This window comes from Streptomyces sp. CA-135486 (assembly GCF_050936555.1).
Lineage (GTDB): Bacteria > Actinomycetota > Actinomycetes > Streptomycetales > Streptomycetaceae > Streptomyces.
Window position 1 is genome coordinate 4,009,057 of the sequence record NZ_JBNJMM010000001.1, and the last position, 13,741, is coordinate 4,022,797.

17 protein-coding genes and 1 pseudogene are annotated in these 13,741 nt (G+C 67.8%); 11 read left to right on the top strand and 7 right to left on the bottom strand.

Going from position 1 to position 13,741, the window contains the following annotated elements:
* Positions 1 to 30: 30 nt before the first annotated feature.
* A complete protein-coding gene (locus tag ACQEVG_RS18100; RefSeq protein ID WP_432984439.1) occupies positions 31 to 1,053 on the bottom strand; it encodes an SMP-30/gluconolactonase/LRE family protein in 1,023 nt (340 codons plus the stop codon).
* A 98-nt stretch (positions 1,054 to 1,151) separates the two neighbouring features.
* On the opposite strand from ACQEVG_RS18100, the gene ACQEVG_RS18105 reads away from it, so the two are divergent.
* From ACQEVG_RS18105 to ACQEVG_RS18120, 4 genes and pseudogenes are all read left to right on the top strand, one after another.
* A complete protein-coding gene (locus tag ACQEVG_RS18105) occupies positions 1,152 to 1,595 on the top strand; it encodes a MarR family winged helix-turn-helix transcriptional regulator (protein ID WP_432984442.1) in 444 nt (147 codons plus the stop codon).
* Positions 1,596 to 2,095: 500 nt separating this feature from the next.
* A complete protein-coding gene (locus ACQEVG_RS18110; RefSeq protein ID WP_432984445.1) occupies positions 2,096 to 2,521 on the top strand; it encodes a DUF6191 domain-containing protein in 426 nt (141 codons plus the stop codon).
* Positions 2,522 to 2,634: 113 nt separating this feature from the next.
* Positions 2,635 to 2,997, top strand: a complete 363-nt coding sequence (locus ACQEVG_RS18115; protein WP_432985465.1) for a DUF3995 domain-containing protein — start codon at positions 2,635 to 2,637, stop codon at positions 2,995 to 2,997.
* Positions 2,925 to 3,329 (top strand): annotated as a pseudogene (locus tag ACQEVG_RS18120) (RNA polymerase subunit sigma-70); the annotation flags it as partial. The gene ACQEVG_RS18115 and the pseudogene ACQEVG_RS18120, both read left to right, overlap by 73 nt.
* A 262-nt stretch (positions 3,330 to 3,591) precedes the next feature.
* Here the strand turns inward: ACQEVG_RS18120 and ACQEVG_RS18125 are convergent.
* Together ACQEVG_RS18125 and ACQEVG_RS18130 are read right to left on the bottom strand one after the other, a co-directional pair.
* Entirely contained in the window at positions 3,592 to 4,248 is a 657-nt protein-coding gene (locus ACQEVG_RS18125) for a hypothetical protein (RefSeq protein WP_432984448.1), read from the bottom strand.
* 12 nt (positions 4,249 to 4,260) lie between these two features.
* A complete protein-coding gene (locus tag ACQEVG_RS18130; RefSeq protein ID WP_432984451.1) occupies positions 4,261 to 4,566 on the bottom strand; it encodes a hypothetical protein in 306 nt (101 codons plus the stop codon).
* Positions 4,567 to 4,660: 94 nt separating this feature from the next.
* Here ACQEVG_RS18130 and ACQEVG_RS18135 point away from each other — a divergent pair, with 94 nt between their 5' ends.
* The 3 genes from ACQEVG_RS18135 to ACQEVG_RS18145 all read left to right on the top strand — a co-directional run bounded on the left by ACQEVG_RS18135 (position 4,661) and on the right by ACQEVG_RS18145 (position 6,112).
* A complete protein-coding gene (locus ACQEVG_RS18135) occupies positions 4,661 to 5,509 on the top strand; it encodes a hypothetical protein (protein WP_432984454.1) in 849 nt (282 codons plus the stop codon).
* Between the two features lie 296 nt (positions 5,510 to 5,805).
* Entirely contained in the window at positions 5,806 to 5,943 is a 138-nt protein-coding gene (locus ACQEVG_RS18140; protein WP_432984457.1) for a hypothetical protein, read from the top strand.
* 58 nt (positions 5,944 to 6,001) lie between these two features.
* On the top strand, positions 6,002 to 6,112 hold the full coding sequence (locus ACQEVG_RS18145) for a hypothetical protein (protein ID WP_432985468.1): 111 nt from the start codon (positions 6,002 to 6,004) through the stop codon (positions 6,110 to 6,112).
* Between the two features lie 178 nt (positions 6,113 to 6,290).
* Here ACQEVG_RS18145 and ACQEVG_RS18150 read toward each other — a convergent pair whose 3' ends face one another.
* Positions 6,291 to 6,773, bottom strand: a complete 483-nt coding sequence (locus tag ACQEVG_RS18150; RefSeq protein WP_432984460.1) for a MarR family winged helix-turn-helix transcriptional regulator — start codon at positions 6,771 to 6,773, stop codon at positions 6,291 to 6,293.
* Between the two features lie 113 nt (positions 6,774 to 6,886).
* Between ACQEVG_RS18150 and ACQEVG_RS18155 the strand changes: the two genes are divergently transcribed.
* Entirely contained in the window at positions 6,887 to 7,621 is a 735-nt protein-coding gene (locus tag ACQEVG_RS18155) for a dienelactone hydrolase family protein (RefSeq protein ID WP_432985471.1), read from the top strand.
* A gap of 242 nt (positions 7,622 to 7,863) precedes the next feature.
* Here the strand turns inward: ACQEVG_RS18155 and ACQEVG_RS18160 are convergent, their stop codons facing one another.
* From ACQEVG_RS18160 to ACQEVG_RS18170, 3 genes are all read right to left on the bottom strand, one after another.
* A complete protein-coding gene (locus ACQEVG_RS18160; RefSeq protein WP_432984463.1) occupies positions 7,864 to 8,190 on the bottom strand; it encodes a GYD domain-containing protein in 327 nt (108 codons plus the stop codon).
* Positions 8,191 to 8,484: 294 nt separating this feature from the next.
* Positions 8,485 to 8,829 (bottom strand): hypothetical protein, encoded by a 345-nt coding sequence (locus ACQEVG_RS18165; RefSeq protein WP_432984466.1) that lies wholly within the window; start codon positions 8,827 to 8,829, stop codon positions 8,485 to 8,487.
* A 1,254-nt stretch (positions 8,830 to 10,083) separates the two neighbouring features.
* A complete protein-coding gene (locus ACQEVG_RS18170; RefSeq protein WP_432984469.1) occupies positions 10,084 to 10,557 on the bottom strand; it encodes a hemerythrin domain-containing protein in 474 nt (157 codons plus the stop codon).
* A gap of 651 nt (positions 10,558 to 11,208) precedes the next feature.
* Between ACQEVG_RS18170 and ACQEVG_RS18175 the strand changes: the two genes are divergently transcribed.
* From ACQEVG_RS18175 to ACQEVG_RS18185, 3 genes are all read left to right on the top strand, one after another.
* Positions 11,209 to 11,805, top strand: a complete 597-nt coding sequence (locus ACQEVG_RS18175; protein WP_432984472.1) for an ATP-binding protein — start codon at positions 11,209 to 11,211, stop codon at positions 11,803 to 11,805.
* Positions 11,802 to 12,251 (top strand): Fur family transcriptional regulator, encoded by a 450-nt coding sequence (locus ACQEVG_RS18180; protein WP_432984475.1) that lies wholly within the window; start codon positions 11,802 to 11,804, stop codon positions 12,249 to 12,251. The genes ACQEVG_RS18175 and ACQEVG_RS18180 overlap by 4 nt, the downstream gene beginning before the upstream one ends.
* A 440-nt stretch (positions 12,252 to 12,691) precedes the next feature.
* Complete coding sequence (locus ACQEVG_RS18185; protein ID WP_432984478.1) at positions 12,692 to 13,678, top strand: NAD-dependent epimerase/dehydratase family protein; 987 nt, start codon at positions 12,692 to 12,694, stop codon at positions 13,676 to 13,678.
* Positions 13,679 to 13,741 lie beyond the last annotated feature (63 nt).

The window sequence follows — 13,741 nt, forward strand, 5'->3', positions numbered from 1 at the left end:
GTCCTTTCGGGTTCCGCGACGCCGGTCCGGTCAGATTCCGTGCACCGCCGCGACGGAGAACGGCGTGTGTGGGTTCCCCGGGCCCATCGGGCCACCCTTGTCGAACTGGGAGCGGACCACCAGCAGGTGTCCGCCCCGGCGGACCAGGGTGGTGGGGATCTGGAGCGCATCGTCGGTGACCCGGCGCTCCAGACGGGCCTTGGTGCCGTCGGGGGAAAGATGCCAGCGGGTGATCGTGTTGCTGGTGTTGTGGGCCACCCACAGTGTGCCGTGGCGCAGTTCGAGGCCGTCGGCGGCCTGCATCGTGCCGCCGCGCAGCGCGACCCGGCGGATTTCGCCGGATGCGAGGTCGACGCGGTAGAGGTGGCCGCCGCTCATGTCCGGTGTCAGCAGGTAGCGGCCCGACGGGTCGGTGACGATGCCGTTGAGGGTGTACGTGTCCCGGGCGGGCGGGCCGATCGCCGCGGAGAGGTCGAAGCGGGCGGTGAGCGTGGAGCGTCCGCTGCCCGCCATCGTGTACGCCAGCTGGGCCGGGGTGACGCGGTAGATGACGGCGCGCACGCTGTCGGTCAGATACGCGCTGCCATCCGGGGCGATGGCGAGGTCGTTGACGAAGAGCCCTTCCTCACCCTGCACGTCGAAACGGGCGAGCAGCCTGCGTTCCCGGATGTCGTACACCGCGACACCCGCCGTGGAGTCGGTGACCCACAGCCGCCCGGCCCGGTCCACCTTCAAACCGTTGGCTGTGGACCGGCCGTCCGTGTCGGCGGGCAGGAACACCTCGGCGGTGCGGTGGCTGGGGGTGATCCGGTAGACCGCGCCGGTGCTGTACGAACCCACGTAGAGGTCCCCGGTCCGCGGGTCGGCGGCGATGCCCTCCGGATAGGCCCGGTCGTCGGGGAGCGCGTAGGCGGTACGGATCCGGGTGTCGGTGGTGTCCTGGACCTCTCCGAGAGCCCGGGGCGCGGCCTGCGCGGCCGGGGCGAGAGACAGAGCGGTCGCCAGGGCGATGGTCGCGGCGGCCAAACGGCGATGCCGGATGGGGCGGGGCATGGTTGTTCCTCTCCCGAAAGTTGATTGAGTACGAACATTAGTTAGAGCTCTTATGCTCGTCAAGGTACTAATGCCTGCATGGTCGCTACGATGCGTGGATGACGTCCATGCCCGCCGCCGAGCGCCTCGGCTCGCATATCAAGCGCGCCGAACAGGCCCTCAGTACCACCAAGCACGCTGCGCTCAAGCCGGCCGGTCTGACCGTCGCGCAGTACGCCGCCCTGCTGTTCCTCTCCGAGCGTCCCGGCATCTCGGCGGCCGGGCTGGCACGGGCGTGCGGGGTCACGCCTCCGACGATGAACACGGTGCTGAAGAACCTTCAGGCGCACGGCCTTATCGAGCGCACCCAGCATGAGTGGCACAAGAACGTCTTGGAGGCCCGCCTGACCGAGGAGGGCAAGGCCGTCATGGCCGATGCGGACGCCCGCGCCATCCGGGTCGAGCGTGCCCTCGCGGCCGAGTTCACCCAGGAGGAGCGGGAATCGCTCGTCGCCCTTCTCGGCCGCTGCGTCGATCTTCTCGAATCGGTCAGGCCGGCGTAGGCGGCGGTACGCCTCCGCTCCGGAACCGTTAGATCGCGTGTCCGGGCGGGACGTTCTTGTGGAATAGGGGAGGCCGTCCGGATGGCGTGTTACGTCGGACTGAGCGGCGGCCACGACGAGTGCGTGTCCGGCCTGACCGCGGGCGGCGTGACCGACGGTCTACCGAAGCCGGCCTGCTCCCACGGCACTCCGCCATGAGGTGGATCTCCATGGCGGTGCCTCCGCCGCATGGGGGAGCGGATCATGCGCTGGCCGGATCCTTGCGCGCTGCGGATCCAGAACAGTGATCCCATGGCAATCAGCGAAACGAGTCCAACGACGGCGGTGGAGGGGACCGAGCGGCCTGTGCCGCTCTGGGCTGAGCGCGTTGCCCGCGAGATTGGGAGCCACCCCTATCGGGTGACATGCGACGCTGTCGGGATGGGTGTCGCGTGTCTGTGCGAGCGGTCCATGCGCGGAGCGATGTCTGGGGTCCCGAGTTCTCCCAGTCCGCAGGTCCGATGGGCACGACGCCGAACCCTCCGTCGTTCCCGGCCGCCAACTGTGTTGAGGACGATGGGGGGCCAGCTGTGGCGATGTGGGCCATGTCGTTTCCGGCGTTCGTGTGTCTGCTGGTCTTGTTCACCTTGGTGGAGAGCGCGTGGCGATGGTTCACGGGGCTGGGCTTGATCCCGTGGCTACGCAGGCGCACGGGGCAGTCGTTGTCGAACACGGTCTTCGATGAATTCACGGCGGTCGTGAATGGAACCAAGATGGTGGAGCTGGAGCAGCGGCGGGTGGAGCTGCTGCGGCGGGACGACGAGAGCGACGGTGCGCCGCCCCGCTCCAGCATCGACCTGACCAAGGGCACGGCGTTCATCGTGTTGCCACAGGAAGCAGACGGGCCGTGCGCTGACAGGCACGATGCCCTTGAGGGCCGGCGGTGAAACGCGAACCGGAGGGAGCGGGCGCAAAACCGTCCACGCTGTGGGGGTGTATCGCATGCTTGTGGGCGGCCGCGTTCGCAGGGTTGCATTTCTACTGGGCCGTCGGCGGTGATGTGGGGCTGAGCATCTCCGCCGGTCCGCTGGCCACCGAGCGTCCGCTGTGGTTCGTCGTAGCCGGTTTGTGGGGTGTGGGTGCGCTCTGCCTCCTCGGCGCCTTGCTGGCATGGCTGCTTGCCCGGTCCAGGCTCCGGGGTGTTCCCGCTCTGCTGGCAAGGTGGCTGGGGTCGGGCGTCAGTGCCCTCCTACTGGTCCGGGGCATCGGTATTGAGGTGCTGCTGCTGACCAACGCGACGCACCTGGACACCTCCGTGAGCGTGGGGCAGCGGGCCTGGACGCTGGCCCGCTGGAATCCCTCCTCGCCGCCGCCACGTCGGGGCGCACCGAACGGCTGGTGGCGCTGCTCACCGACGACGTGACGGCGGTCTCGGACGGCGCCGGACTGGGCAAGCGGCTGCTGCGGTACAAGACGCGCGAGCGGGTCGCCTCCTACGTGCGGGCCGGCTTCAAGCCCACGCCGGCGAAGCGGCGGCCGGCCGGCGGCTCGCCCGCGATCCATATCGCGCTGGTCAACGGTTCCCCGGCCGTCCTCGCCGTGGTCGACGACCGGGTCGTGGGCGCCGTGGCGTTCCAAGTCAGCGACGGCAAGGTCGCGTCCCTGCGCGGCATCGCCGCCGCGGACCGGCTCGCGCGCCTCAACGAGGCCTGGCGGCAGTACGAACTCGACTCGCCGGTCATCAACGCATGGTGACCAGAGCCGCCGGAATCCAGTGACCTGAGTCGGAGCGAGGACGGCACCCCTTCGGCCCCGCGCTGCACAGCACCATGGGGGCCGAAGCCCAATCGGTCTCCCGAATCAGACTCGGCCATCACGTAGCGCATCATTTGCCCGCTCCGACGGCACACGGATGCTGCTCGTGCAGCCGCGTAACCGGGACTCCCTCGCGGCCGCGGGGGAGTCCGCTCGCAGGCGTCCAGCAGCTCGCGCAGGTTGTCGTTGTTCTGGGCTGGTGTTACCAGCGGGTCAAGTCAACGAGGCGGGAGCAGTGGGGGTCGGTGTCATCATGCATCGTGCGTTCTTCCTCGGTGATCAGGGACGGGAGAGCTGCGAGCAGTGCGGTGACAGCACCCGACGGCCGTACGTCGGCGGCGGTCACGTCAGGGTTGTCTGCTGTGTCGAGGTAAAGGCGCAGCCGCTCTGGGGCCTGGAGGAGGAATCCGCGCAGGCGGGGGTCGGGCTGTTCTTCGCTGTAGGGGTCAATGAGGGTGCGCAGGATGGTGAGGGCGTCGTCGGCGGCGGTGGGCTCAATGGGGGTCACCGTCGCGGGGTCGACGTGGATGAGGGGCATGCCCATCACGGTGCTGAAGTGGTCGCTGGAGTAGATATGGGTGCCGGTGTGCAGAGCGCGGAGGATGCCGAGGATGTCATCCGGGCCGGTCAAGTCCTCGGGGTCGTCGGCTGAGCGAAGGGGGATCTCCCAGACGGTCGACTCGTTCGGTGCGTGGACGTTGTGAGCGCTGGTGACGATGCGGATGGCCTCGACGGGGGAGGGTGCGGGCAGGACGCCGCGGATGAATTGGCCACCGGGGAGGGGGGCGTGGATGTGGTGGAGCAGCAGGCGGGTGATGTCCGCCTGCTGCTCCGCGATCTCTTCATGCATGGAAGTCACTCGTCGACGATGTCACTGGTTGAGCCAGTTGGGGCACTTGTTGAGGCCCTTGCAGTAGGCAGTGATGACTCCGATCTTCTGGCCGGGGCCGGCATCGTAGACGCCATCTGCAGTTTTGCGGGCGTACTGGACGATGACGATGACCTGCACTCGGCGGTTGCCGTTCCAGGCGTAGGCCCAGTATTCGAGGCGGGCGCCGTTCTTCTTGTCGGGCTTGCCATCGATGGCGGCGTTGACGATCCGGCACTTCTTGATGTTGTGCTTGCCGGAGAAGTGGTTCCAGCCCAGCTTGCTGTTGCCGACGCGGGTGGGGACCACCCTGCCGTCCCAGTCCTTCTGCTTGCACTTGACGGTCTTGTTCCAGGAGGGCGCGGCATGTGCGGGCGTAGTGAGCCCGCTGGCAAGAACTGCGGTGGCCGCTATAGCCGTTGCTGCCCCCGTTGCGCTCTTCTTCGAGGACTGGCAGAGCTTCACCGGCTACGCTCTCGTGGACGGCTTCGATGTGAAGACGGACACCGTGCCGCTCTTCCCTGAGGCGCTTCGGGCCATGGCCATCAAGTCGGCCGTCTATGAGATGACCGATGGCGATGAGCAGGCCGCCGAGATTCCCGTCTCCGTCCCCGTGGACGAGATGATTCACGCCCTCGCGGCGCAGTTCACCGTGCTCAGCCGCGTCCAGGAGCGGACCGGAATCAGGTTCGTCCACGCCACCGATCGTGAGCAGATCGGCGGTTGGGATCACGGCGACTACACACACCAGGTCTATCGAGCCGCCTGGGGGCCGCTGAACGAGCGGTTCTGGATCGGCAAGGAGGAGACGGTGAAGCGAAAGGCGGTCGTGGTCGCGAAGTACGAGCCGCTGGGCATCTTTGAGGGCGGCCGTAGGTTTCGCCCCCGGCTTTGCCACCGCCGGTTAGTTGAGCGCGCGGCGCAGCACCTGGAGTACATCCACCTCAGGGAAGACCCGCGGGATCTCCTCGGTAGCTTGCTCGATAAGCAGTTCGAGCACTCCGGGCGCTGCGCTGTGCATCACCTCGTACAGGTAGGCGTCCAGCTTTGCCGGGCTGTCCGGCAACCGCAGCTCCACCGCGAAGGGCACGCCCTCGGTCTTGTACCGGCCAGGCGGCAGACCGACCTTCTCCGGGTGTACGCACACGGGCACCCCAGCCGCCGTGTACCGGTGCCCATCCTCAGGGTTGAAAGGGCAGTCGGCGGAGGGACGCTCGAACACGTCGAACTCGCCCAGCGGGAAGCGGCGTGAGGGACAGATGCCGCACGACGGGTGTTCGCCACCGGTGACGAAAGCCTCAGCCATGAGCCGCAGAGTAGCGCTGATGTCGCAGTCCCCACGAACGCCGCCGCCAGGGCGTAGGAGGAGGCGTGGCACGGATCGGACAGGCGTCCGGGCGACCCAAGAATGACGGCCGGCAACGCTGACGGCAACGACGGCACACACCGACTGCCGAGGGCTTACCTCGGCGAGCAGATCAGGAGGCCGCCGGGGTCCCTGGCGAGGGGTTGCCCGATCCTACGGATCAGAAGGTCACCATGCAGCACGTGGCGGATCGCATCGCGTCGCGCCGCGTGGTCGGCTGGGCGACGGCCGACGATCTGCGGGCCGATCTTGTTGCCGATGCCCTCAGGGCCGCCTGCCGACAGCGTCGCCCCAGCCATCCGTTGATCTTCTATTCCTAATGCGGCTGCCAGTACCAGCCACCAATTCGCCGTCCTGGCAGACCAGTTCGGAGTTCGGCTGTCGGTCGGCCGCACCGGGCAGTGCTGGGACAACGCGCTCGCCGAGTCCTTCTTCGCCACCATCAGGCGCAAGTGGACATCGGGCAGGCGTGCGCTTCCACGCGCTTGAAGTCGTCGCTCACGACCCCAGATCGTTTCAGTGAGGGTGTTTCAGGCATCCAGCCGTTTGCAACAACTCATGAAACATGATCGCTGCAGGTGGACCACCGCGCGGCGCCGTGTTTCACAGGCGACCACCCATGAAACAGCGCCCCGGGCGGCGTTGATGCCGGATGCCGCTACGCGGCTCAGGAGGTCCGGGTGTGGTGGTCCAGCAGGCGGGTGAGCAACTGCACGAGCTGGTCGCGTTCGGCCGGGCTCAGCGGCGCGAGCAGTTCGTCGTGGAGGTCGTCCAGGACCTTGTCGAGGCGGGGCAGGCTACGGCGGCCTCGGGCGGAGATCGTGATGATGTTGCGGCGCCGGTCATCGGGATCCGGCGCCCGCTCGACGAGGTCACGCTCGGCCAGTTCGTTGAGCACCCCGACCATGTCGCTGCGGTAGATGCCGGAGCGCCTGCTCAGCTCCGCCTGGCTGCCCGGCCCGTACTCCTGCAGTGAGGCGAGCACGGCGTAGTGCCACTTGCGGGCGTTGGCCCGGGCCAGCCCCTCGGTGATCAGCCGGTCCGACCGCATGGTCAGCTGCGACAACAGTCGGCTCGCCCGCCGACGCAGCCTGTCGGGCGTCTTGAGCGCGCGGTCGTCGGGCACGTCCGCGGCTTCGACTCTGATCATGGCGCCCATCCTACTCATTGCGTTAGTCCGACTAACGATGTACGGTCACTCACGCCGAAAACGTTAGTGCAACAAACGTTATTTCGGTGAACTCCAAGGAAGGAAGATCCGCTATTCCCACCAAGGCGCTGCAGATTCCCACCACAGACGGCCAGGCCGACGCCTTCGCCGCCTTTCCCGACCACGGCGAGCGGCACCCCGGGGTGCTGATGTACGCGGACGCCTTCGACATCCGGCCCGTGCTGCGGGAGATGGCCCGCGAACTGGCCGGGCACGGGTACTACGTGCTCGTTCCCAACTTCTTCTACCGACACGGCCCGGCACCGCTGATCGAACTTCCCGAGCACATCGGAGAACAGGTCCGGCCCGCGGTCATCGCCCAGCTGATGCCCCTGATCGAGGAGCACACCGCCGAACGTACCCTGCGCGACGCCGACGCCTACCTCAGGTTCCTCACCACCCAGCCCGAGGTCGGCGCCGGACCGGTCGCCGTGACCGGCTACTGCATAGGCGGCCTCCTGGCGATGCGCACCGCCGCGGCCCACCCCGACCAGGTGGCCGCCGTCGCCGGATTCCACGGCCCCGTGGGCGCCGACGGGCCCGACAGCCTGCACCGCCTCACCGCCGAGGTCCACCTCGGCCACGCCGAAACCGACATGACGCCCGAGGCCCTCGGCGAGCTCAACCAGGCCCTGGACGCCGCGGGTGTCGGCTACACCTCCGAGATCTACCCCGGCACCATCCACGGCTTCACCATGTCCGACACCGACGCCTTCAACCCCTCCGCACTGCAGCTCCACTGGGACCGCCTGCTCCCCCTCCTCGGCCGCACCCTGGCCAACAGCTGAGGCTCCGGCCCGGAAACCAAACCCTGCTCGAGGGCGAAGCGCCGCTGCGGGAGAAGTTCCGGAAGGCCGGCGCTTAGGGCCGACCCGAGGTCGACGCCGCGGTGGCCAAGGTCCTGGAACGTCGGCCGTAGCGCCGCAACGACAGGAGTCGCGTTCGTTTCCAGTCCGGCGGATCACCCGCGAATGACCACACCTGGGCGAACCGCTCATCTCGTCACCAGAGAACGCATCGGCCTGGACCGCTACGCGCCCGGCGCCCGGTACTGGACTCGTTCGGCCTTGCGCAGGGCCTCCATGGTTTCATCCACGGTCAGGAGAACTGTCGTCTCGAACGAGCTAAGCGCGCCGCCTCCACTAATCGCCAGCGCAACCGCGGCCATGGACACGTGGTCGGGGGCCTCCCACAGGTTGTAGCCGTCGTGCGTGCCGAAGGCGTACCAGAAGCCGTGGAGCTTCCCGCCGACGGACTCGATGTACGCCTGAGCGGCCTTTGCGCGGTCCTCGGGGTGGACGATCAACCTCGCCCAAGTCTCCGGTGTATAGCTGAATCTCGATAGATAGAGCGGCATCATGTCTCCCTTTCGTTCCACCAAGGGATGCCCGGCGGGGCGGGAAACGCGCCGGATGCGGCCCGCGTATCCCCCGAACGGCCGGGGACGATGACCGGCACGGCCACAGCCAACGGGTGAGCGACCTATCCGGGCGCTCTGACCCTGCTTCGTGCACGGTGGCTGCGTCTGCGTACGGTTCGGTCCGCGTGACCACTACCGGTCACAACCTGCCCACGCGTGCGAGCTACTTCATCTCACCACCTGAGAACGCATCAGCCCTGTCTTAGGGCCCGGAGCCGGTCCGACTAGCCATTATCGATCTACAGTTCGCATCAAAAGCAGGCTCAAGCCCGACTGCAGAAATGGGAACACGCATTCAAAATTCGAGTGAAGGGGGGTGTCGGCTCGCAGGCTGATTTCCTCCACGGGCTCCCAGCCGCCGCTGGTCTCGGGGGCCGATGGGGCGTCGTGGACCTGGATGCTCATCTCGAGGGGACCCGTGTCGGTGGTGGTGAGGACGACGGCGTTGGCGTCGGTGGCCGGGCCGCAGCACCAGCCGAAGGGCCTCCCCGGGGGGTACTCGTAGTCGTCGGTGAAGCCGATGAGGTAGCCGTTTTCGCCGAGGTCGACAGTGAACGAGGATTCTCGGACCAGCATGGAGAGCCTCCTTGAGCGGGGCAGGTTCCCCGCTACCCCCTGAGACCGCGTGACCTCCGCGACGGACCCGCTGCAGAGATCGTTGACGCGGATGGCTGCCAGAGACTCCCGGGAAGCCTGATCGTCCGCCCCTCCTCCTATACCGTCCGGCCGCCCATGAGGATCCGTGCGCCAGCCTGGAGGTGTGGTCACGCTGCTCGGAGTTGTCAGTGGGCGCCGTCCGCTACGGACGTTCAGGATGTGGGCCAGACCTGGATCCGGTAGTGCTCGGCGATGGGCTCGTCGTCTTCCTGGACGCCGTCGGGGTTGATGTGTCGGCCGCGGGCGTGGACGCGCATTCGGTAGGTGCCAGGGCCGTTGAAGGCAGAGCCGGAAGCCGAAGAGTCCCCCGTCTTGTGAGTCGGTGAGGCGGGGGGTGCGGATGTGGTCGGTGGGGTCGAAGCCGCGGCGGGTGGCTTTGTCGAGGTCGTCGGTGTTGAGGGTGGCGATGTACTGCATGGTTTCTTCGTGGGTGACCCTCGGCGGCCAGCGTGAGTGCTTTGGCGAGTTGACGTTCGTCGACGCCGTCGAACATGCTGCACCGCGGGTTGGCCATGCCCAGTCGATGAGGTGCCCGCGCGTCGTGATCAGCATGTTGTGCGGCCCGAGGTCCGTGTGCAGCACCGGTCGCCGACGAGCTTCTCAACGCCGGCAGGCCGGAGTATCCGCTCCATCTGTCCTCGGCGCGCTTGAGCTGCATGTCAGGGCATGGGGTGTTCTGTAGCTCGACCAGGCGCGGGCGACGAGCGGTAGGTCGGGAGAGCCGGGGGAGTAGTCGGCGTGGCGTCCGACGATGCGCTCGTATCCGATCAGGCCCCACCCTCCATCACGCGCGTGCCACAGCAGGCGAGGGTACGCCGACGGTAGATTGGGATTGATCACTGCCTCGCGCTGCTGCGTGCGCACCCGCGGATGGTCCGCGGCCACCCGTTGACGAAGAGGACTGAGCCGGCGGTGCGCACGATGGCGGCGATACCGGAGTTCAGCCGCCGGTGTCGTCTCGGCGCTCAGACCGGGCCTGTGTGCGGCTCGACGGCGGCGCGGGGTCTCACCCGGAGCCCTCTCCCACGCGCCCGGACAGCGCCCGGAGCAAGTCATACGACACGCAGGGACGAGCATCTGTACCGGGGTTGACTCTGCCGGCTGAGGCGTGACGAGAGGGCCGGGGCTGCCGGGACTGTCGGTCGGTGGATTCCTCAAAGAGGGCGGGGGAGGTTACTGGTCAGCGCTGGGTACGGCCAGGGGGTCACCTGGGGCCTTCTTCTTCGCCCTCTCCATCTGCTGGCCGAGTTCAGTGAGGCGGTTGCGGCCCAAGGCCTTGCGAACGTCAGGAAACCATTCCTTCTCCTCTTCCTCGACGTGATGGCGCACGTTCTCGATGAGAACGGTCATCTTGGCGTCGAACCGCTCGTCGGCGGGATCGAGGTCCTTGAGCTCGGAAAGCATCCACAGCACGACATGGTGCTCCTCCACGCTCTCCAGGACGTGGTCCTTGGCGTCCGGGGCGGCTTCCCGAGCAGCCGGGTAGAAGATCTTCTCCTCGATCCAGGTATGCGTGGTGAGCTCCTCGATCACCTGGTCGGCGATCTTCCGCTTTTCGACGTGGGCCTTCTCGCCGGCTTTCTCGAACTGCTTGAACAGCTTCTCTACAGTCTTGTGGTCTTCCTTGAGCAGTACGATCCCGTCCATCAGGTTCTCCTTCGTGTGCCTCACCGGGCGGAACAGCCGTCCACCCCGTCGCCGTGTACCCGGCGGGGAGTTGGGGACACCGCGCGACAGAGGTATATGGGCTCGAAGGCGCAGGCAGCTGCTGGGGGGCCGATCCGGGCGTCAGTCGTCACTCAGCGTGCCCAATTCTCCTCGACCGGGATGGGGGCGACGCCGGTCCGGATGCCGGGCCGTGGAGGGCGCCCCTCGAGGTGGTCGATCTCGTGGCGGTCATGGGCAAGTCCCCGCTCGTAGAGGGTGGTGACTTCTTGCCGTCCAGGGTGGTGGTGGTGGTCTCCATTGTGATCCGCGGCGGACGTGCCTCCAGCGGCTGCGTAGCCTCAGGCGAGGACATGGATGCGGGTGGCGAAGGCACGTATGCCGGGCAGGGTGCGTATGCCGGGAGTTCCCGTTGCGCTACGCAGATAGCGCTACAGCGGACGGCCGGACGATGTGACGCGTTCTCCCGGGGGTGCAGGGCTCGGCTGGATTCCGGAGCCCACCGCCGGATGCGATCCTCCCCAGTAGCTTGTAAGAATCATGAAGGTTGATGAACTCCAAAGACTTGACTGACTCCAGAAAAGCCGTACCGTCGAAAGAGAGATTGCAACCGCCCCCCGAAAGCATGCCCTCATGGACCGCTCAGCCCCCCGAGCCTCTCGCCCGCGCGGAACGATCGCCGCTACGGCTTCCGTCGGCCTTCAGGGCCCCGCTCTGCCCGCGCCCTCCGCGGCCGTCGACGCGCCCCTGGCCGCGAACTGCGTGGAATCATTCGTGGCAGGGCCCTGGCCGCTGCCGTGGTCACCGACCGCGTGCGGTGTGGCGAGGGCCGCGATACGTAACGTTTTGCCCCGATGGGGTGTGGGCGAGCTCGTCCCGACCGCCGAACTGCTGGCGAGCGAGCTGGTGTGCAACGCGCTGCGTCACGCGGTCGGCCCGCTGCGCATCACCCTCGAGCGGGTGTCCGGTCTGCGATGCCAGGTCAGCGACGGCTCTTCGGAACCTCCCTGCCCGACCGACTCCGGCCCCGAGGATGAGGACGGGCGCGGACTGGCGCTCGTGGACATGCTGGCCGCACGGTGGGGCTATGAGTACGGGGCCGTGGGGAAGAGCGTGTGGTTCGAGCTGTCCGTCGACGTGGACACAGCCGACCTGGACGACCAGCACACACCATGGATCGGCGAGGCCGACCTGCATGGCCTGGACGCCCTGAAGAGCGAGGCAGCATGACGACCGCCGAGGAACCCATGGCGCTGGCCGCGACACGGCTGCGCACGGCAGGCATGCGGGTCACTGCCCAGCGCATGGCCATGCTGATGGCTGTCTGCGAGGCGCCCGGCCACCTCGACGCCGAAACCCTGCGCGAGCGCGCCCAGCGAGTCACGGGCCGCCTGTCCCTCCAGGCCACCTACAACGTACTGCGCGCCCTCACGGACGCCGGTTTGGTCCGCTGCACGCAGATTCCCGGCCATCCGTCTCGCTACGAGATCGAGAACCACGACAACCACCACCACTTCGTGTGCCGTCGCTGCGGCGCCATCCGTGACGTCGAGTGCACAGTGGGTGCGGCTCCCTGCATGGAGCCACAGTTGCCGAAGGAGTACGAGACCCAGGAGGCCGCCGTGACCTTCTGGGGCTTGTGCCCCGACTGCCGGGACAGCGCCGTGGCGTCCTGATGGCGTCGGACGCTTCCGCTCGCATCGAATGAGGCCCTGCCATGTGGAGGCGGGCGGCACCGGGGTCCAGCTTCACGATGCTGATTGCGTCGGTGACTGTGGATGATCCCAGGCGTAGCACATCGCACCGTCGAGCTGCTTCACCTGGGAGGCGAGTCCGGAGGAACCCTCGCAGCCTGGCCGCCCGGGGCAGGCCACGTCATGCCCGGCTCGTATCTATGTGGTGATCATCGCCCAGGTCACCGCCCGCCCTCGGATGCTGGGTGCGGCTGAGGCATCTCGTGGGTGAAACCATTTCGCGCTGCTTCGGCAGTCTCTACACGCTTTGACGAGGCGAACGCAGGCAGGGGCTGGGGGCCGCCGGCCAGTTGACGGCTAATCCGGGTCCGCTGTCGGCGAACCCGCCTGGGTACTCGTATTCGCGGTGTTTGGGTGTCGGGATGGAGATCTTGGTTCTGGGCGGAACAGCGCGGGTGGGCCGGGAGCTGTCGCGACAGGCGATTGAGCGCGGTCATCGGGTGACGTGCCTGGCTCGCGGCGGAAGCGGAGAAGTCTCGGGCGGATCGACGCTGGTGGCCGCCGACCGGCGCGATCCTTCCGCGTATGCACCCCTGCTCGAGCGCGAATGGGATGCGGTCATCGAGGTGTCATGGCAGCCAGGGTTCGTTCGTGAGGCGCTTGACGCACTGGGCGGCCGGGCCAGGCACTGGGCTTATGTCTCCTCCGTCAGCGCCTATGCCTCCCATGCCAGGCTGGCCGCGGACGAGTCCGCGGCCCTGCTTGCTCCGACCGACCGGAGCGAGGTCGGCCGCGCGTTGTACGGCGAGGCGAAGGTCGCCTGCGAACGGGCGTCGACGGCCGTTGTGGGCGACCGCCTTCTCATCGCACGCGCCGGCCTGATCGGTGGCCCGGGGGATCACAGCGGACGCTCCGGCTACTGGGTGGCCCGTGCCGCACGCGACCCGCAAGGGCCGATGCTGGTTCCCGACGCACCGGCCATGCCGACACAGGCGATCGACGTACGGGACCTCACCGCCTGGCTGCTCGACGCCGCGGATGCGGGGACCATCGGCACATACGACGCTGTCGGTCCGGTCGTTCCGTTCGGTGAGTGGATCGAGCTGTCCCGCGCCGTCGGTAGGCACACCGGTCCGCTGATCACCGCCGACTCGGCATGGCTGCTCACGAACGGCGTGGCCGAGTACATGGGGGCCGAGTCACTGCCGATGTGGCTGGTCGAACCGGGCTGGGAAGGGTTTTCCGCCCGGGACGGGTCCGCGGCCCGTGCCGTAGGGCTGCGTCATCGGCCCCGGGCGGAGCTGCTGGCCGACACGCTGCTCTGGGAACGCGAGCAGGGTCTGCACCGGGCAAGACGTGCCGGCCTCGGCGCTCAACGCGAGCGCGAGTTGCTCGACGCTCTCGGCTGACGGCTGGTCTCCCGCTGTACGCGCCGCGCCTCGATGATGTCGCGGGCTGACGCCTGGCTGACG